We start from the raw sequence: 17,589 nt of genomic DNA, 5'->3' as shown, positions 1-17,589 counted from the left end.
AACATAGCTTTACGAGATTAAATTTTTTTAAATATGAAAACAATAAATAAAATAGTTTTAGCGGTAATGCTTGTTTTGACAAGTCAATCATTTTTTGGTCAAAATTTGAAAATGATGACGTATAATATTCGTTTGGATGTTGCTTCAGATGGAGAAAACGCTTGGCCAAATCGAAAAGAGTATTTTACTTCTCAATTGCAATTCTATAGCCCGGATATTTTCGGGATTCAGGAGGGATTGCCAAATCAGGTAATTGACATTGCTTCGGCTTTGCCAAATTATGCCAAATTTGGAATTGGAAGAGAGGAAAATGGAACAGGAGAAGCTGCTACGATATTTTATAAAAAAGATCGTTTTCAAGTGCAACAATCCAATACGTTTTGGTTGTCTGAAACACCAAATCAAGTCTCGAAAGGCTGGGACGGTGCTTGCAATAGAGTTTGTACATACGGACTTTTTAAGGATCTAAAAACAAAGAAAACGTTTTGGGTTTTTAATCTTCATCTTGATCATATCGGTGAAGTTGCAAGAGTAAAAGGTGTAGAACTTGTTTTGTCAAAAATTGCGGAAGTGAATACTAAAAAGTTTCCTGTTTTTTTAATGGGAGATTTTAATTCAGAACCCGATACAAAACAAATTTTAGAAATAAAAAAAGTTATGAATGATACCAAAGATGTTTCAATAGAAAAACCATTTGGCCCTTATGGAACTTTCAATGCATTCAAACATGACAAACCAGTAAACGTATTGATCGATTACATTTTTGTATCAAAAAATAGTGAGCTTAAAATTAAAAAACATGCAGTTCTGAGTGATTCGAAGGATTTAAAATATCCATCAGATCATTTACCTGTTCTAATAGAAATAGATTGAATATGAAAAACATCAACAAAAAACTTCAAATTTTACTTTTACTGCCTTTGATTGCAGTTCAAATAAAATGCGGTTCTTCAAAAAGCACGGTTTCCCATTCAGGAAAAGCTGCATCTTGGATTACAACCACAGATGAAACATCAAAATTGAAAAAACAGCCTGATTTGGTTTTTGATTCGGATACAAATTCGAACCAAACCATTACGGTTGACGCTTCTCAAAAATTCCAAACTATTGAAGGTTTTGGATTTTCTTTGACAGGTGGAAGTGCTCAGGCAATTTTGAAATTAGATAAAGCAAAAAGAGAGGCTTTGCTTCAAGAGCTTTTTTCTAGAAAAGATGATGCTGTAGGTTTAAGTTATTTAAGAATCAGTATTGGTGCTTCAGATTTGAATGAAACAGTTTTTTCGTATGATGATATGCCAGCAGGACAAACCGATTTAAAATTGGAACATTTTAATCTTGGCCCAGATTTAAAAGATGTAGTGCCGGTTTTAAAAGAGATTTTAGCCATAAATCCGAAAATTAAAATTATGGGTTCGCCGTGGTCGCCACCCGTTTGGATGAAAGACAACGGAAGCTCAAAAGGAGGAAGTTTACAGCCTAAATATTATCAAGTTTATGCCGAGTATTTTGTAAAATATATTCAGGCAATGAAAGCGCAAGGAATTGTAATCGATGCCATTACACCTCAAAATGAACCTTTACATCCGGGGAACAATCCTAGTATGTTGATGCTGGCAGAACAGCAGGCAGATTTTATTGGAAATAACTTAGGGCCAGCTTTTAAAGCAGCAGGAATAAAAACCAAGATTATTGTATACGATCATAATTGCAATAAGCCAGAATATCCTTTGACTATTTTAAAAGATTCTAAAGCAAATCCTTTTGTGGCAGGTTCAGCTTTTCACTTATACGAAGGAGATATCAGCGCTTTGACAACGGTTCATAATGCGTTTCCAGACAAAGATTTATATTTTACTGAGCAATATACAGGGTCAGGGAGCAGTTTTGAAAATGATTTGAAATGGGGTGTTAAAAATGTTGTAATTGGTTCAATGAGAAATTGGAGCAAAATTGCACTTTCATGGGGATTGGCAAATGATGAAAACTACAAACCATTTACTCCAGGAGGTTGTTCTACTTGCAAAGGTGCCCTGATGATTGATCAAAATCAGAATGTTAAAAGAGAAGTAGGTTATTATTTGATTGGTCATGCTTCAAAATTTGTTCCTGAAGGGTCAGTAAGAATTGGAAGCAACATTGCGGGAAACTTACATAACGTTGCGTTCAAAACTCCGTCGGGACAAATTGTCCTAATTGTAGAAAATGATGGAGCTTCAGCAGAAACATTCAATATCAAATACAACCAAAAACAAATTACAACGACTTTAAGCGCGGGTGCTGCGGCAACTTACGTTTGGTAATTAAAATTAAATTCATGAAGAAAATAACCACATTAACCCTGCTGATGGTGTCTTTTTTGGCGGTTGCTCAGCAGCAAACAATAGATCAAAAAGTAAATGATCTGTTGAAGAAAATGACAATCGAAGAGAAAATCGGTCAGTTAAATCAATACACTGGCGATAATCAAGCAACAGGACCAATAACAATAAATCCGAATAAACAAAATGAAATCAAAGCGGGTTTAGTGGGATCAATGCTGAATATCATTGGAACAAAATATACTAGACAATACCAAGAATTGGCAATGCAATCGCGTCTTAAAATTCCTTTGTTGTTTGGTCAGGACGTAATTCACGGATATAAAACAACATTTCCAATTCCGTTAGCCGAAGCAGCAAGCTGGGATTTGCCAGCAATTGAATTGGCAGCGAGAGTTGCGGCGACAGAAGCTGCAGCAAGCGGTATTCACTGGACATTTGCGCCAATGGTTGATATTGGTCGTGATCCAAGATGGGGAAGAGTGATGGAAGGTGCTGGAGAAGACACTTACCTAGGTTCTAAAATTGCTTATGCACGTGTAAAAGGTTTTCAAGGAAACAAATTAGGAGATTTGAACTCTGTTATGGCTTGCGTAAAACACTTTGCTGCTTATGGAGCAGGTGTTGGCGGAAGAGATTATAACTCAGTTGATATGAGCGAAAGAATGTTGCTAGAAACGTATTTGCCTCCTTTTAAATCGGCTTTAGATGCTGGAGCTGCAACTTTTATGAATTCTTTCAATGATTTAAACGGAATTCCAGCAACTGGAAATGCGCATTTACAACGTGATATTTTGAAAGGAAAATGGAATTTTCAAGGTTTCGTAGTTTCTGATTGGGGATCAATTGGAGAAATGGTAGCGCACGGTTACTCAAAAGATCTTAAAGAAGCGGCTTATTCTGCAATTACAGCAGGAAGCGATATGGATATGGAAAGTAATGCATATCGTTACAATCTTGCCGCTTTAGTTAAAGAAGGAAGAGTTTCGATAGATTTGATTGATGATGCTGTAAAACGTATTTTGCGTAAAAAATTCGAATTGGGATTATTTGATGATCCTTATAAATATTCGGATGATAAGAGAGAAGCAAAAGTTTTAGGAAATCCTGAAAACAGAAAAGCGGCGCTTGAAGTTGCAGAGAAAAGTATTGTTTTATTAAAAAATGAAAATCAGACTTTGCCTCTTTCTAAAAACCTGAAAACGATCGCTTTTATTGGCCCAATGGTAAAAGAATACAAAGCAAATATGGGATTCTGGGCTGTTGAATTGCCAGAAGTAAATTATGATAAATGGGTAGTTTCGCAATGGGATGGCTTGCAGAATAAAGTTGGAAAAAACACGAAATTATTATATGCAAAAGGATGTGAAGTTGAAGGTGATAGCAAAGCCGGTTTTGCAGAAGCAGTTGCAACAGCAAAACAGGCTGATGTTGTAATTTTGAGCATTGGTGAAAGACACAATATGAGTGGTGAGGCAAAAAGCCGAAGCGATCTTCATATTCCTGGCGTTCAAGAAGATTTAGTAAAAGAAATTATGGCAACTGGAAAACCGGTTGTAGTTTTAGTAAATGCCGGAAGACCGCTTATTTTCAACTGGACGGCAGACAACGCTCCTGCAATTGTATATACTTGGTGGTTAGGAACTGAAGCTGGAAATGCAATCGCTGATGTTTTATTTGGAGATTACAACCCGTCAGGGAAATTGCCTATGACTTTCCCAAGAGAAGTAGGTCAAGTGCCAATTTATTACAATCACTTTAGTACAGGGAGACCTGCGAAAGATGAAGATTCTAAAAACTACGTTTCGGCTTACATCGATTTGAAAAACTCACCAAAATTCCCTTTTGGATACGGTTTAAGTTATACAAAATTCAATTACGCTGATTTGAAATTGTCTTCTTCTAAAATAAAAAGCAATGAAACGATTAAAGTTTCTTTCCAATTATCAAACGTTGGAAAAGTGGCTGGGGACGAAGTGGTGCAACTTTATTTGAAAGATAAATTTGGATCGGTAGTTCGACCAGTTTTAGAACTTAGAGATTTCCAAAAAGTAAAATTGAATGCAGGTGAATCAAAAACAATTGAATTTACAATTGATAAAGAAAAACTTTCTTTCTACAATAATAAATTAGAATGGGTTGCTGAGCCAGGAGATTTTGAAGTAATGATCGGAGCTTCTTCAGCAGATATAAAACTTAGAGCAGACTTTGAATTAGTACAATAGTAGAAGTCAATTTTAAATTGGCGTTATGGATTTTATAAAGGTTTTGAATTACTTCAAAACAGTATTTATAAAATCCATAGCGCCAATTCCTTTATAGGATGCGTATAAAGCTTTATCAAAAGCTTCGCGTTTTGCTTTTTTGTCTTTAGCTTCAGTTTCAACAATCATTTGATTGAAAATTTTCTCCTGTTGTTGGCTATATTTTATAGATTCCTCCAATAAATACGTTTTCGAAACAAACCCGAAAGAAGTCCAAATTTTTGTTCGTATTCTTTGATTTATATTTTTTAATGGATTAGCGTTCATATCTCTCACGTTGATTTACTAAATCACAAAATAAATGTAATAATATTCTTTCTTTTTTATTGAAATAACAACAAATTTATTTAAATGTGTTATTATGACGCAATGTACTTATTTTTTTTATATTTGATTTTAATTTTAAGTTAAAATTGTGATAGATACACTTATATAACATAGTCCAATTTTTGACGATAATCATCAGAAATTGTTTTTATATTGCAAAATTGAATTAAATTGCACGGTTATTCAATGAGGAAAAATTAGATTTTGATGACAAAAAAGTTAAAAGACATAATAGAAAATAATGAAAATTATCAGCCTGGACTGTCAATTGATTGTGTCATTTTTGGTTTTCATGATAACCAGCTTAAGGTTTTGCTTATCAAAGTAAGAGATAATCCGAAATGGTCTTTACCCGGCGGATTTATTCCTCTTGACGAAGATATAGATACGGCGGCGGTAACTATTTTGAATGACAGGACTGGAGTTGATGGGATTTTTTTAAGACAATTTGCCACTTTTGGAAAAGTGAAAAGAAATGATCAGCATTTTGACGCAAAAGTTTTAGAATATCTACAAATTGAAGAATCAAAAGGCAAATGGCTTTTGCGTCGTTTTGTGACCATTGGCTATTATGCTTTGGTTGATTTTTTAAAAACGATTCCAAGACCTTCAAATGAACATGAGATTATTGAATGGATCGATCATAAAGAAGTTCCTGAGCTCATTTTAGATCATAAAGAAATTCTAGATAAAGCATTAGATACTCTTAGAATTGAATTGAATTTAATGCCAATAGGTTACAATTTGTTGCCAGAGAAATTTACCATGCCCGAACTTCAAAAATTATACGAAACCATTTTGGATAAAAAGTTGGACAGAAGAAATTTTCTGAGAAAAATTACTAATATCGGAATTGTCACAAAACTTGATGAAAAGAAAAGCAATGTAGCGCACAAAGCACCAAATTTATATTCTTTTGATAAAGAAAAATATGATGAAGTATTGAAAAATGGACTGAATCAAGGTTGGTAAAATCTGGCTTTAACCTTTAAAAAATGATATTATGGTTTCAATTGAAGAATTTAGAAAATTAGCAATGTCATTTTCAGATGCTACTGAAGAACCACATTTTGAGAAAACCTCTTTCCGAATCAAAAAGAAGATTTTTGGAACTTTTGATGAAAAAAATAATCGCGCTGTTTTAAAATTAAACGAAATTGATCAATCCGTTTTTTGTGCATCGAGTGAAAAGATCTTCTATCCAATTCCGAACAAATGGGGAAAACAAGGCTGGACAATTGTAGAACTTTCAAAAGTAAGACCCGAAATGTTTGAAGATGCTTTAAGGCGTTCGTATGAAAATGTTGCAATCAAAAAGAAGTAGTATTTCTATCTCACAATAGTTCTAAAAGTCAAATTTACTCTAGGTTTTTGCGTAGTCTTTGTTGGAGGCAAACGATGCAACCAATACGTTTGCGTTTCATCCTTCATTACTAATAAACTTCCGTGTTCAAGAATTAAAGAAACGGTTTCTTTAGATTCCTTATGTTTAAAAGCAAATTTACGTTCAGCACCAAAACTTAACGATCCAATCGCGCCATTTTTTTTCAAATCTTTTTCAGCGTCGCTGTGCCACGCCATTCCTTCTTCGCCCGAATGATATAAATTCAGAAGACAGGAATTGAAAGTTTCTCCCGTTTTTTCTTCGATAATGCGCTTTAATTGTAAAAGCTCTTTTGTCCAAGGCAAAGCCTTTTTAGTAGTATTCGAATATGTATATTCAAATTCTTGATCGCCGTACCACGCTACTTTTCTTTTAGTTAAAATCAATTTTCCGAAGATTATTGCTTCGTCATTTTTCCATTCAATTGTATTTAATAGAATGTCACGATAGAAATCGGACGCTGTTCTGGAAAACAATTTTCCGTAATAATTTACAGTTCCATCTTTTGGAAGCAAATTGGTGTTTTCGTCTTTTTCAGGATTAAATAAGTCCATTTTTCCATTTTAAATATTCGGGTTTCATACAATGGCCACAAGGCCTGAAGCCATTTTGCTTTGCTTCATTTTCAGAAAAAAAGAAAATCCGATTTTCGCGCTTCATTCTTTTTCCTGAAGAACATCTGAGCGTTCCGTAGATTTTTAGTTTTTGGTTTCCACCGAAGCAAATTTCCGCATTTTTAATTTTAATACGAAGATCTGAATCTTGAATTTTGTTGTGCTGAATCATATTTTTGCAAATAGTATTTCTCGCAAAGTCGCAAAAACGCAAAGTTTTTGTCTATAATTTAAGAAGCAAGGATTTAAAACTTAAAACATAAAGTTGGATTGTTTTTTGCGACTTCGCGACTTTGCGAGAAATAAATTAAGAAAGGGCGTCGTGAAAAATAATTCCCAATGTATATCTTTCTCCAAAATGAACTTCGCTAACGCCATGTTTCATATTGACACGATAATAACCTTTCGAACCTTTTGCTGGCCTAAAATTGGTAGTGAAAATTAAAATATCTCCCTTTTTAGGTTTCAAAACAATTGCTTTCGATTGCGCTCGTGGCGTTTGCTGTGTTAAAACAAATTCGCCACCGGTAAAATCTTCGTCAGGTTCTGAGAGAAAAAGTACAATTTGAATTGGGAAATAAATATCGCCATATAAATCTTGATGCAAAGTATTGAAGCCGCTTTTGCCATATTTAAGAATTAAAACAGTCGCCTTGAGTTGATTATTGTCGTGGCATTGTTGTAATAATTCTTGATGTATTTTTGGGAAAACCGTATTGATATTTAAGGATTTCATCCAAGAATTAGCAATTGGCGCCAGTTTTGGATAAATTGCAGTTCTGATATTTTGAATCAAATCGGGAAGGGGATAATTGAAATATTTGTATTCGCCCAAACCAAATCGATAACGTTCCATTATAACCGTTTTTCGATATAAAATTGGATTGTCATAATCGAATTTTAAGTCTTCGCATTCTTCATTGTTGAGAATATTTCGAAGTATTGCAAAGCCATTTTCGTGCATAGATTCGGTGATGCTTTCCCAGTTTTGAGAAGCAATTTTTGATTGTATATTTTGCATAAAGAAGTTTTAGATTGAGGTTTTTTTCGCCACGAATTACACGAATTACACGAATTTTTATTTTAATTGATAAAAATTAATTCGTGAACATTCGTGTAATTCGTGGCAGAATAACTATGGATTTATCTGTGCGCCTTCCCAGCCAATTATGGCTGTTTTTCGGGTATTTCCCCACATATAACCGCCAAAAATTCCCGAAGATTGGATTACACGGTGACACGGAATTAAAAATGCAACTGGATTACTTCCAATTGCTGTTCCGACTGCTCTTGAAGCATTAGGCTTTTGAATTTGATGTGCAATATTTCCATAAGTAGAAAGATGTCCCATCGGAATTTTCAGTAAAGTTTCCCAGACTTTTAATTGGAAATCGGTTCCTTTTAAATGAAGTTTTATTTCTGATAATTTACTCCAGTCGTTTTGAAAAATAAATAAGGCATTTTGTTGTGCCAAATCTAATTTTCGAGAGAAAGAAGCATTCGGGAATTTATCTTTTAAAGCATCAAATCCGTTCGCTTCTTCTTCGGCGAAAGCCATAAAACAAACGCCTTTTTGAGTAGATGCCACAATAATATTTCCAAACGGACTTTCGGCAAAACTGTAGTTTATTTCTAGATTTTTTCCGCCGTTTTTATATTCTGCAGGCGTCATTCCTTCGATATTTACAAATAAATCATGAAGACGGCTTGTTCCTGAAAGTCCAGTTTCAAAAGCAGTTTCAAAGATTGTTGCCTGATTTTCTTTAAGTAGCTTTTTGGCGTGTTCAATACTCGTGTATTGCAAAAATTTCTTCGGACTTGTGCCTGCCCATTCACTAAAAAGTCTTTGAAAGTGAAACGGACTCAAATGCACTTTCTCTGCAACCTCATCCAAATTGGGTTGCTCTTTAAAATTAGCTTTGATATAATCTATAGCTTCGGCGATACGATTATAATTGATGGTTTCCTGTGTGTTCATCTTCTTTCCATTTATAATACAAATATCGATTGGTTTTTAAAGGTATAAAATCCGAAACTTGCGGAGTTTTTTTTAACCGCAAAGTGCGCTAAGATTTGCGCAAAAATCGATATGATTTTAATCTCGCAAAGACGCGAAGTCGCAAAGTTTTTTCCACAATATTGTCATCCCGAGAGAAGTCGAAGGACCGCAAAGTAAGTCTACAAATATTAGCGAACTTAAAAAGTAAAACTTTGCGACTTCGCGTCTTTGCGAGATTATATTGTCCGTTATAATTCTTTTTCCATCTTATAATTAATTATTTCGACGCCTTTTATCATGTTTTTTTGTTCCGTTTTTACAACAAATCCTTTCTTTTCAAAAAATGGTTTTGCGGTTATGCTTACGTCAGAAGTTATAATTTTTGAATGATGTTTTTTAGCTTCAAGTTCTAATTTGGTAAAGATTTTATTAGCAATTCCTTGTCTTTGGAAATCTTTATGAATGAAGAAGAAATCAATATAATTATTGTCTTTTAAAGTTCCGAAACCCACAATTTTTTCTTGAATTATGGCGAGCAAAACAAGTTGGTTTTCGATAACATCAATCCAGCGCTGGGTGTTTTCTGCGCCAAAAATCCAAACATCAATTTGATCAGGATTGTAATCGTTTTTGCAGACAGACCTAATAGTTTGGACAAACAATTCCTTCATTTCGGCAAGATCTGAAATTGTAGCTTTTCTGAAATTCATTTTAAAAATTAATGTGCCACAGTTTTAGAAAAAACATTAATTATAATCACGCCAATTACAATTAAAGCCAAGCCAATTATAGCTGGCAAATCTGGTATTTCTTTGAAAAAAATAGCGCCAATTGCAGTTATTAAAATAATGCCAACTCCAGACCAGATGGCATAAGCAAATCCAACAGGAATAGTTTTTATGGCAAAACTTAAACAGTAAAATGCGCCACAATATCCAATAACTGTGATGATGCTTGGAATTAATTTAGTGAATTCTGAAGATTTTTTTAATGCCGATGTTGCTATGATTTCGAAAATTATGGCAACGAATAAAAATAAAAAGTTCTTCATGATTTTGATTTTTTACAAAGTTAACCAAAGCTTTGAATAAAGATGTAAAAAGATGCTAATCGTGTCTAGTAAATTTATAGTCTTCTATAGCTTTTTCCAGATCTTCTACTTTTTTTGATGCTAGTGCTACTTCAGCTTTTGCTTGATCGACTTTATATTGGGAATTAGCTATTTGTTTTTTTAGTGCTTTAATCTTTTTTTGATGTTCGGGATCATTGCTATTTTGTGAATCATTCTCAAGATTTTTTAATTGTTCTTGTTCTTTTTTTAATTCCTCTTCCTGATCCCAGGTTTTTCTTGCCAGTTTTACTAGTTTTTGCTCTTCTCTTGTTAGTTTGGCTTGTAATTTTTCTATGCTGTTTAAAGAAATAGGTTTTACGGTTTCTAATTCCGGAAGTTTTGGTCGGTCTACAGTGCCCGTAAGGGGGTTAGGTCGCATTGTATATTGTTGATAATTAAAGTTTTGGGACTTTACGAAAAGGGGCAATAAAATAATTATAATAGCAATAAGCAGGTTTCTCATAATTTAGTTTTGGTTCTCAAATATACCGTTATTTTACAAAGCCCTAAAAGACTTTTTTATTAGATTAAATAAAATAGACATGTATAAAACCTACTTTAGTTTCTTCTATGGATTTAGCGACAATCCAACGCTGAAAAATAATCTTACTTTGTCAATATTATTGATCCACGATGTGTCAAAATGAATTGGGCCTAAAATAGACTGATAGGAAATTGCGGCGCCACCTGACAGTACTAAACTAGTATCAAAATTATCATCCCAATTTCCTTTTGGATTGAATGCGTGGTTTATGTATTCGTCAAAAGTATCAAAGCCCACGGTTGCAATATTAAAATGAGGCGTCAGATAAATTTTTCCGGTGAGATTTATTTGAGATGCGAGTTTAAGTCCCATATATTGAGTAACATTGAGTTCATCTTCATGCAGACCTGCAAATGAAAAACGATTACTGCCTGAGCTTGGAATAATTCCGCCCAGGAAATATTTTGAAGCGTATCCGAATCCTGAAAATTCAATTTGATCTTCTTTAACTTTGTCTTGAAAAATAAAATAAGAATCAAACCCAATGATTCCAGTAATTTTCTTTTTTAAAAGCGCTCTTCTTTCATAAGTAAAACCAAATTTTGTATAACCATTTGTTGTGCCTGAAATGGTTGTTAAATCGGGGTCAGAAAAGGAGGCGTTAACTTTAGAAAGAAATGATCTTGCTACATTTGATTTTATAATTGTTCCGTTTGTTGCAAAGAAAACTTTATCCATATCATTATAAGAATAATGCATGTTGAATTCGATGTTATTAAAGTTGTAGCTGTTTATGGAGATGGAATTTGGATTGTATTCCCGATCGTATTTTGGCTTTAAATTGGTGTAATGATAGTTCAAGCCGAAACCAAAATAATTTTTTAGGGAATTTATATTTCGGTTGATCTCATTATTGAATTCAAAAGCATTATAGAGTATGTTATCTGAGGCTTTGCCATCTATGTAAATTTCTTGTCTTAAAAAAGCTCCATAAGCTTCCGTTGCCCACCACCATTCTCTATGTCCGCCAAAATTCTTTTGATAATTGATTCTGGCTTTTGGCTGTTCTGCAATATCAACCGTTACTAATAGTCGGGAAGCGTCTGCAAGAATATTTCTTCCGGTATAATTAAAAATAATCCCGACACCTCTATAAGTATCGTAATGGATTGATGTGTTAAGTTGATTTTTGGCGCGTTCAAATCCAAATAAAGTAATTCCGAGCTTGTTTCCGTCTTTGACAAAATAGCTGTATGTAATCTCATCAAAAAGATTAGTTCCCATAGCCCTATTAATTCCTGCTATTAAATCTTTGGTTGTGTATTTCACATGGGTTTTGAGATTTGCTCTACCCACCACCAAAGGCATATTCTCAGGGCTTATTTTTTTATAAACGATGGTGTCTAGCACGAACTCTTTTGGCATATCAGGCAACGCATGAGTTCGTTGCGAAAATCCCTTTAGTTTTTCGGACAAAGCAATTAAAGCTGGAAGATTTTGATTTGTTGCGATTTTGCCGTCTTTGTATATTTCATTGCTGTCAGCAAAATCGGCAGTTGAGAAACGCAAGTTGGGTAAATGGTCAACCAATATTGTGCAACGATCACGATTTGCCGGATTTTTGATATTGCTAGGAAACATACTGGTTTGCATCAATATTGTCATCACATTGTTGAGTTTGTCTATGGGTTCCAATCCGCCACCAACGTCGCTTCCTATAATAATGTCAGCTCCCATTTGTTGGGCAACATCAGTTGGAAAATTGTTTAACACTCCTCCATCTACTAATACTGATTTTTCGTAGGGCATTGGCTTGAAAATCGCAGGCAATGACATACTGGAGCGCATAGCATAAGCTAAACTGCCTTTGCTTAAAATGACTTCTTTTCCTTCGACCAAGTCCGTAGCCATAGCTCTGAAAGGTATTGGGAGGCTATCAAAATCTCTAACATTATATACAGGAAAGGTTAATTCTGAAAGGTATTCTCTTAGATTCTGATCGTTTAAAAGAGAACCAATATTATTAAGTTTCCCATCTTTAACACCAATTCCCACTACATATCTTTGAAACTCTCGTTTTTCTTCGGCACTTACAGATCGCAATGATTGACCTCCACCAAGAATTTTTTCCCAAGAGATTGTTTTAGTGATTTTTTCGATGCTATCTCCGGAATATCCCATGGCGTACAAACCGCCAATGATGCTTCCCATACTGTTTCCTACAATAAGATCGGGTACAATATGAAGAGAATCCAGCTTTTGCAAAAGAGGAATATGTGCAATTCCTTTTGCTCCGCCACCGCTTAAGACTAATACGACTTTAGGTTTTTTTTCTTGAGAAAAAATGATTTGTGGGAGACTTAGTAAAAATAAGAAGACGATTAAATAAGTTGATTTTTTCAAGTGTTTACCTTTTAAGTATTTGATAAATAGAGTCTTATTTTAAGACTTAAAAGTAAATAGATATTTGTAAATCTGCAATTTTTTGTTAGAAATGTTTTCCGTGAGATATTGACAAGTGATTTGTCTAGGAAAATGTACTAAAAACAAAACCCGATAGTTTTAACCTATCGGGTTTGAATATGTATAAATCTTAAATAGATTAATATCTGTAGTATTCTGGTTTGAATGGACCTTGAACTTCAACACCAATGTAAGCAGCTTGATCTTCTCTTAAAACTTCAAGCTCAACGCCTAATTTAGCTAAGTGCAAAGCAGCCACTTTTTCGTCTAAATGTTTTGGTAACATGTAAACTTCGTTTTTGTAAGCTGCGCTGTTGTTCCATAATTCGATTTGAGCCAAAGTTTGGTTTGTAAATGAGTTACTCATTACAAAACTTGGGTGACCTGTAGCACAACCAAGGTTTACTAAACGACCTTCAGCCAAGATGATAATATCTTTTCCGTTGATGTTGTATTTGTCAACCTGAGGTTTGATTTCGATTTTAGAAGCACCGTGGTTTTTGTTTAACCAAGCCATATCAATTTCGTTATCGAAGTGACCAATGTTACAAACAACAGTTTTGTCTTTCATTTGTTCGAAGTGCTCTCCAAGAACGATATCTTTATTTCCTGTAGTAGTAATGATGATGTCAGCATTAGCAATTACAGTGTTTAATTTTTTAACTTCATAACCGTCCATTGCAGCTTGTAAAGCACAAATTGGATCGATTTCAGTAACCGTTACAATAGAACCAGCACCTCTGAAAGAAGCAGCAGTTCCTTTTCCAACGTCACCGTATCCACAAACAACAACTCTTTTTCCAGCCAACATTAAGTCAGTTGCACGACGTACAGCATCTACAGCAGATTCTTTACATCCGTATTTGTTATCAAATTTAGATTTAGTAACAGAATCGTTGATGTTGATTGCAGGCATTGGTAAAGTTCCAGCTTTTACTCTTTCGTAAAGTCTGTGCACACCAGTTGTAGTTTCTTCAGAAAGACCTTTAATTCCAGGAACTAATTCTGGATAACGATCAATAACCATGTTAGTCAAATCTCCACCGTCATCAAGAATCATGTTCAATGGTTTTCTGTCTTCTCCAAAAAATAAAGTTTGCTCAATACACCAGTCAAATGATTCTTCGTCAAGACCTTTCCAAGCATAAACTGAGATTCCAGCAGCAGCAATTGCGGCAGCAGCTTGATCCTGAGTTGAGAAAATGTTACAAGAAGACCAAGTAACCTCAGCACCAAGAGCAATTAAAGTTTCGATCAAAACAGCAGTTTGAATCGTCATGTGCAAACATCCAGCGATACGAGCGCCTTTAAGAGGTTGTTCGTCTTTATATTCAGCGCGAAGTGCCATTAAACCTGGCATTTCAGCTTCAGCTAGTTCAATTTCTTTTCTTCCCCAAGCCGCTAGAGAAATGTCTTTTACTTTGAAAGCCACATATGGCGTAGTCGATGTACTCATTTATATTATATTTGTATAATTGTAAATTTTTTGCAAATTTAAGGAATAGCTTTTGAATTTTACTAATTTCTGTCAGATTTGTGAAATCTTTAATTTCTTAATCTCTAGAATGTTAGTTTCAGAATTGTTTTTGAACCATATAAGTGATATAAGTTCATTTAAAAAGGTTTCTTAACTATTACTTTTGCTACTAATTGCTTATATTTACTAATACATTTTTTTAGCCAGCAGTTATATTTTCTTAAATGACTTATATGGTTTTAAAACTCATAATTCACAACTCATAATTCATCATTAAAAAATGCCTTTATTTCAGACTATTCAGTTTAACGAGACAACTAAAATCTTAATTTGGGAAATAACAGAATCTTTTGAGGAGTTATTGAGCAAAGTTGTGTTGAAAGAAAAGACACAAAAAAGACTGGACGGAATGAAATCGCAACTGCATCAGCGTGCTTTTTTGAGTGTTCGCATGTTGATTCAGGAAATGGGTTTTACAGATAAAGATTTGCATTACGACGAATTCGGGAAACCTTATTTTGATTGCCATAATTACATTTCAATAACACATTCCTACCATTTTGCGGCAATTATTATCAGCCACGAAACTGTTGGAATTGATATGGAATTGCAACGCGAAAAAATTCAGCGAATTGCTGATAAATTTACCGATTTTGAATGCAGTTATTTAAAACCGGAATTTACAGAAGAATACATTAAAAAACTTACCGTTATCTGGGGTGCCAAAGAAGCCATCTTTAAAATCAGAAATGAAAAAGGAATCAGTTTTAAAGATCATATTCAGGTTGAGAATTTTTCTTTAGAAAAAGAACAAACTCATGCAAGTCTTCACTTTGATGATTTGGTAAAAGATTTTAATGTGTACTATCAAGAAGTAAAATCAGATAATTTTGAAGGGAAGTTTACCTTGGTTTATGCTTTTGAGAAGTAGTTTTTAGTTGACAGTCTCAGTGGCAGTTTTCAGTTTTAAATTTCACTTTCCTTTTGTCTGTGCTGAAACATGCTCACATACAAAAAAGTACTCATTTTTCTGGCTCGACGTTTTAGTGTTTCAGCATTTTCGCCTTCAAAATATTCGTCAATGGTTTGAAACCAATGATTCAGCCAAATACCAAATTCGTTTGTTGTGATTTTTTCACCAAAATGAGCATCAACTTCATTGTGCACAGCATGCGGATTTCCTTTGTATTTGCGCACACCAAATAGGTTTGTTTCCCAAAAATCCGTCAGTTTTTCGAGATGCGCATCCCAATCAGAAATCATCTCATTAAAATAAAAGCCGATTTCTTTGTCGGCTCTTATTTTAGTATAAAATTGATGCACTAAAAAAGAAACATCAGCTCTATTTTCTATTTGTTTTTTCATAGAATAAAACTATTCAAAAGTATAAAGAATACACTTAATACTCCACTTAAAATAATAAAGTTAAAAACTGTTTTATGCTTCATTTGTGCCAATATTGAAGTGTTTGCAAATACACAAGCTAAAACAATAATTCCTAGTTGAATCATTTGAGGAATTGAAGTTCCGTTTGCTAAAACATACATGGCAGCAGCGCCGCCTAAACAGCTTTGGCCAATTACTGCCATTGCAGCAGAACCCATGTAATTTCTATTAAAAATGTCGAATGTTGATTGATATAGTGTCATGATATAGTGTTTTTTATATCAACAAAGTTACATGCACAATACCACTACATTTTATGACTTAAATCATAAAACGAGAACTTTTTTTATCTATATACTTTTCGCTTTATAATCTTCAATTCGCCTTTTTTTTCTAAATTTTTTATTGCTCTGATAACAGTTTCAACACGCAATCCGGTCAAATCGCCAATTTGCTGTCTCGTTAAATGAATGAGATAACCATTATTGTCCTTTGGAAAATTGAAGTAAAGTATTCCGTAATCGATTAATTTCAAGACACGATGTTCAGGATCGTGAGTTGAGATTTCTGCTGACATTATGGATTTGTAATATAAACGTTGTGCAAGATTTTCTATTATTTGTATGCTAATAGCTGGATTCTCTTCCAAAAGTTTCGTAAAGCTTGGTTTATTCAAAGCAAGAATTGTACTTTCTTCAACGGCAATGGCATTGGCCGGATATCTTTGATTTAGAAATAAAGGAGGTTCGCCAAAAGACTGCTTTTTATAAAATATTCCTTGTATAAATTCACGACCATCATCATTATAATTGCTCATTTTAATTTCGCCCGAAATAATCTGATAGTAATGTGTAGGAAGATTGCCTTCTTCAAAAACTGGTTCGTTTTTTTGGAAGGACTTTTTTAGGGCGCCGTATTTTTCTAATAATTCCTGAGATATCATTTTTACTTGCTTGTGGATAGGAAATATACAAATTTAATTGGTTTAAAATAGTTCTTCTACGTTAAAAACTTTTTACTTTTACAGCCATTATGGAGCAAAAACTACGCACTATTCATCAACAAATTTTAGAGGCTAAAAATAAAGGCCAAAAATTGCTGGCTATTCTTTTAGACCCGGATAAAATTGTTCTTGAAAAATTAGATGGTTTATTGGATAAAATAAATCAATCTCCGGCAACGCATATTTTTGTTGGCGGAAGTATCGTTGAAAACAATATTTTAGAAGATTTAATAGGGCAATTAAAACAAAAAACGAGTCTTCCTGTTGTCATATTTCCGGGTGATCCTTCGCAGATTTCTCCTCAGGCCGATGCCATTTTGTTTTTGTCTTTATTATCAGGGCGAAATCCTGATTATTTAATTGAATATCAAGTTCAGGCTGCGCCAATTCTTAAAAAAACGGATCTTGAAGTTATTTCAACAGGATATATTTTGATTGAAAGTGGCAATGAAACGGCCGTTGCGCGCGTTAGTAAAACCAAACCGCTCAATCGTGAAAACGTTGATCTAGTTTTGGCAACTGCACAAGCAGGAGAAATGCTAGGAAATAAATTGATGTATTTAGAAGCTGGAAGTGGTGCTAAGAATGCAGTACCTCTGAAAATGATACAGTTAATTGCTCAAAATATAGAAATTCCTATAATTGTTGGCGGAGGAATTGTAGATTTGCACGGAATTCAAAATGCGTATAATGCTGGCGCCGATTTAGTAGTTATTGGAACTGCTTTTGAAAACGACAGTCATTTTTTTGAATCATAAA

The 17,589-nt window shown here is 34.0% G+C and carries 20 protein-coding genes; 7 read left to right on the top strand and 13 right to left on the bottom strand.

What is annotated here, in order from left to right; genetic code table 11:
* Positions 1 to 33: 33 nt before the first annotated feature.
* The 3 genes from H600_RS0110030 to H600_RS0110020 are packed head-to-tail and all read left to right on the top strand — an operon-like array spanning position 34 to position 4,543.
* Entirely contained in the window at positions 34 to 873 is an 840-nt protein-coding gene (locus tag H600_RS0110030; RefSeq protein ID WP_026728666.1) for an endonuclease/exonuclease/phosphatase family protein, read from the top strand.
* Between the two features lie 2 nt (positions 874 to 875).
* On the top strand, positions 876 to 2,300 hold the full coding sequence (locus H600_RS0110025) for a glycoside hydrolase family 30 protein (protein ID WP_026728665.1): 1,425 nt from the start codon (positions 876 to 878) through the stop codon (positions 2,298 to 2,300).
* 14 nt (positions 2,301 to 2,314) lie between these two features.
* On the top strand, positions 2,315 to 4,543 hold the full coding sequence (locus tag H600_RS0110020; RefSeq protein ID WP_026728664.1) for a glycoside hydrolase family 3 N-terminal domain-containing protein: 2,229 nt from the start codon (positions 2,315 to 2,317) through the stop codon (positions 4,541 to 4,543).
* A 48-nt stretch (positions 4,544 to 4,591) separates the two neighbouring features.
* Here H600_RS0110020 and H600_RS0110015 read toward each other — a convergent pair whose 3' ends face one another.
* Positions 4,592 to 4,849: a hypothetical protein gene (locus tag H600_RS0110015; protein WP_026728663.1), complete on the bottom strand. Its 258-nt coding sequence runs from the start codon at positions 4,847 to 4,849 to the stop codon at positions 4,592 to 4,594.
* Between the two features lie 267 nt (positions 4,850 to 5,116).
* Here H600_RS0110015 and H600_RS0110010 point away from each other — a divergent pair, with 267 nt between their 5' ends.
* Positions 5,117 to 5,881, top strand: coding sequence for an NUDIX hydrolase (locus H600_RS0110010; protein WP_026728662.1), 765 nt, complete (start codon positions 5,117 to 5,119; stop codon positions 5,879 to 5,881).
* 31 nt (positions 5,882 to 5,912) lie between these two features.
* The gene (locus H600_RS0110005) at positions 5,913 to 6,233 is read left to right on the top strand and encodes an MmcQ/YjbR family DNA-binding protein (RefSeq protein WP_026728661.1); all 321 of its coding nucleotides are present in this window, start codon (positions 5,913 to 5,915) and stop codon (positions 6,231 to 6,233) included.
* Between the two features lie 5 nt (positions 6,234 to 6,238).
* Here the strand turns inward: H600_RS0110005 and H600_RS0110000 are convergent, their stop codons facing one another.
* The 9 genes from H600_RS0110000 to ahcY all read right to left on the bottom strand — a co-directional run bounded on the left by H600_RS0110000 (position 6,239) and on the right by ahcY (position 14,420).
* Complete coding sequence (locus H600_RS0110000; protein ID WP_026728660.1) at positions 6,239 to 6,847, bottom strand: alpha-ketoglutarate-dependent dioxygenase AlkB family protein; 609 nt, start codon at positions 6,845 to 6,847, stop codon at positions 6,239 to 6,241.
* A complete protein-coding gene (locus H600_RS0109995; protein WP_026728659.1) occupies positions 6,834 to 7,079 on the bottom strand; it encodes an Ada metal-binding domain-containing protein in 246 nt (81 codons plus the stop codon). Before H600_RS0109995 ends, H600_RS0110000 begins: the two co-directional genes overlap by 14 nt.
* Positions 7,080 to 7,214: 135 nt before the next feature.
* The gene (locus tag H600_RS0109990; RefSeq protein ID WP_026728658.1) at positions 7,215 to 7,928 is read right to left on the bottom strand and encodes a 2OG-Fe(II) oxygenase; all 714 of its coding nucleotides are present in this window, start codon (positions 7,926 to 7,928) and stop codon (positions 7,215 to 7,217) included.
* Between the two features lie 114 nt (positions 7,929 to 8,042).
* Positions 8,043 to 8,885, bottom strand: coding sequence for a bifunctional helix-turn-helix domain-containing protein/methylated-DNA--[protein]-cysteine S-methyltransferase (locus tag H600_RS0109985; RefSeq protein WP_026728657.1), 843 nt, complete (start codon positions 8,883 to 8,885; stop codon positions 8,043 to 8,045).
* 269 nt (positions 8,886 to 9,154) lie between these two features.
* Positions 9,155 to 9,616 (bottom strand): GNAT family N-acetyltransferase, encoded by a 462-nt coding sequence (locus tag H600_RS0109980; RefSeq protein ID WP_051234401.1) that lies wholly within the window; start codon positions 9,614 to 9,616, stop codon positions 9,155 to 9,157.
* Positions 9,617 to 9,624: 8 nt separating this feature from the next.
* The gene (locus H600_RS0109975; RefSeq protein ID WP_026728655.1) at positions 9,625 to 9,957 is read right to left on the bottom strand and encodes a DMT family transporter; all 333 of its coding nucleotides are present in this window, start codon (positions 9,955 to 9,957) and stop codon (positions 9,625 to 9,627) included.
* Positions 9,958 to 10,012: 55 nt separating this feature from the next.
* Complete coding sequence (locus tag H600_RS0109970) at positions 10,013 to 10,480, bottom strand: hypothetical protein (protein WP_026728654.1); 468 nt, start codon at positions 10,478 to 10,480, stop codon at positions 10,013 to 10,015.
* Positions 10,481 to 10,585: 105 nt separating this feature from the next.
* Positions 10,586 to 12,904 carry a patatin-like phospholipase family protein gene (locus H600_RS0109965; RefSeq protein ID WP_026728653.1) on the bottom strand — a complete coding sequence of 773 codons (2,319 nt, stop codon included), beginning with the start codon at positions 12,902 to 12,904 and terminating at the stop codon, positions 10,586 to 10,588.
* Positions 12,905 to 13,103: 199 nt separating this feature from the next.
* Positions 13,104 to 14,420, bottom strand: coding sequence for an adenosylhomocysteinase (gene ahcY, locus H600_RS0109960; RefSeq protein ID WP_026728652.1), 1,317 nt, complete (start codon positions 14,418 to 14,420; stop codon positions 13,104 to 13,106).
* Positions 14,421 to 14,721: 301 nt separating this feature from the next.
* On the opposite strand from ahcY, the gene H600_RS0109955 reads away from it, so the two are divergent.
* Complete coding sequence (locus H600_RS0109955) at positions 14,722 to 15,372, top strand: 4'-phosphopantetheinyl transferase family protein (protein ID WP_026728651.1); 651 nt, start codon at positions 14,722 to 14,724, stop codon at positions 15,370 to 15,372.
* Between the two features lie 35 nt (positions 15,373 to 15,407).
* On the opposite strand, the gene H600_RS0109950 is transcribed toward H600_RS0109955, so the two are convergent.
* From H600_RS0109950 to H600_RS0109940, 3 genes are all read right to left on the bottom strand, one after another.
* On the bottom strand, positions 15,408 to 15,806 hold the full coding sequence (locus tag H600_RS0109950) for a group III truncated hemoglobin (RefSeq protein WP_026728650.1): 399 nt from the start codon (positions 15,804 to 15,806) through the stop codon (positions 15,408 to 15,410).
* Entirely contained in the window at positions 15,803 to 16,090 is a 288-nt protein-coding gene (locus tag H600_RS0109945) for a hypothetical protein (RefSeq protein ID WP_026728649.1), read from the bottom strand. The genes H600_RS0109950 and H600_RS0109945 overlap by 4 nt, the downstream gene beginning before the upstream one ends.
* An 83-nt stretch (positions 16,091 to 16,173) precedes the next feature.
* A complete protein-coding gene (locus tag H600_RS0109940) occupies positions 16,174 to 16,770 on the bottom strand; it encodes a Crp/Fnr family transcriptional regulator (RefSeq protein ID WP_026728648.1) in 597 nt (198 codons plus the stop codon).
* An 89-nt stretch (positions 16,771 to 16,859) separates the two neighbouring features.
* On the opposite strand from H600_RS0109940, the gene H600_RS0109935 reads away from it, so the two are divergent.
* Complete coding sequence (locus H600_RS0109935) at positions 16,860 to 17,588, top strand: phosphoglycerol geranylgeranyltransferase (protein WP_026728647.1); 729 nt, start codon at positions 16,860 to 16,862, stop codon at positions 17,586 to 17,588.
* Position 17,589 lies beyond the last annotated feature (1 nt).

The organism is Flavobacterium denitrificans DSM 15936, assembly GCF_000425445.1.
Classification (GTDB): Bacteria; Bacteroidota; Bacteroidia; order Flavobacteriales; family Flavobacteriaceae; genus Flavobacterium; species Flavobacterium denitrificans.
The sequence above is the reverse complement of the archived record's forward strand: the minus strand, read 5'-3'. Positions and strand labels throughout refer to the sequence as shown.

Bases quoted from the DNA above. Each gene is read 5' to 3' on its own strand.
- H600_RS0110030 (WP_026728666.1), top strand. From the start codon at position 34: ATGAAAACAATAAATAAAATAGTTTTAGCGGTAATGCTTGTTTTGACA.
- H600_RS0110025 (WP_026728665.1), top strand. From the start codon at position 876: ATGAAAAACATCAACAAAAAACTTCAAATTTTACTTTTACTGCCTTTG.
- H600_RS0110020 (WP_026728664.1), top strand. From the start codon at position 2,315: ATGAAGAAAATAACCACATTAACCCTGCTGATGGTGTCTTTTTTGGCG.
- H600_RS0110015 (WP_026728663.1), bottom strand. From the start codon at position 4,849: ATGAACGCTAATCCATTAAAAAATATAAATCAAAGAATACGAACAAAA.
- H600_RS0110010 (WP_026728662.1), top strand. From the start codon at position 5,117: ATGACAAAAAAGTTAAAAGACATAATAGAAAATAATGAAAATTATCAG.
- H600_RS0110005 (WP_026728661.1), top strand. From the start codon at position 5,913: ATGGTTTCAATTGAAGAATTTAGAAAATTAGCAATGTCATTTTCAGAT.
- H600_RS0110000 (WP_026728660.1), bottom strand. From the start codon at position 6,847: ATGGACTTATTTAATCCTGAAAAAGACGAAAACACCAATTTGCTTCCA.
- H600_RS0109995 (WP_026728659.1), bottom strand. From the start codon at position 7,079: ATGATTCAGCACAACAAAATTCAAGATTCAGATCTTCGTATTAAAATT.
- H600_RS0109990 (WP_026728658.1), bottom strand. From the start codon at position 7,928: ATGCAAAATATACAATCAAAAATTGCTTCTCAAAACTGGGAAAGCATC.
- H600_RS0109985 (WP_026728657.1), bottom strand. From the start codon at position 8,885: ATGAACACACAGGAAACCATCAATTATAATCGTATCGCCGAAGCTATA.
- H600_RS0109980 (WP_051234401.1), bottom strand. From the start codon at position 9,616: ATGAATTTCAGAAAAGCTACAATTTCAGATCTTGCCGAAATGAAGGAA.
- H600_RS0109975 (WP_026728655.1), bottom strand. From the start codon at position 9,957: ATGAAGAACTTTTTATTTTTATTCGTTGCCATAATTTTCGAAATCATA.
- H600_RS0109970 (WP_026728654.1), bottom strand. From the start codon at position 10,480: ATGAGAAACCTGCTTATTGCTATTATAATTATTTTATTGCCCCTTTTC.
- ahcY (WP_026728652.1), bottom strand. From the start codon at position 14,420: ATGAGTACATCGACTACGCCATATGTGGCTTTCAAAGTAAAAGACATT.
- H600_RS0109955 (WP_026728651.1), top strand. From the start codon at position 14,722: ATGCCTTTATTTCAGACTATTCAGTTTAACGAGACAACTAAAATCTTA.
- H600_RS0109950 (WP_026728650.1), bottom strand. From the start codon at position 15,806: ATGAAAAAACAAATAGAAAATAGAGCTGATGTTTCTTTTTTAGTGCAT.
- H600_RS0109945 (WP_026728649.1), bottom strand. From the start codon at position 16,090: ATGACACTATATCAATCAACATTCGACATTTTTAATAGAAATTACATG.
- H600_RS0109940 (WP_026728648.1), bottom strand. From the start codon at position 16,770: ATGATATCTCAGGAATTATTAGAAAAATACGGCGCCCTAAAAAAGTCC.
- H600_RS0109935 (WP_026728647.1), top strand. From the start codon at position 16,860: ATGGAGCAAAAACTACGCACTATTCATCAACAAATTTTAGAGGCTAAA.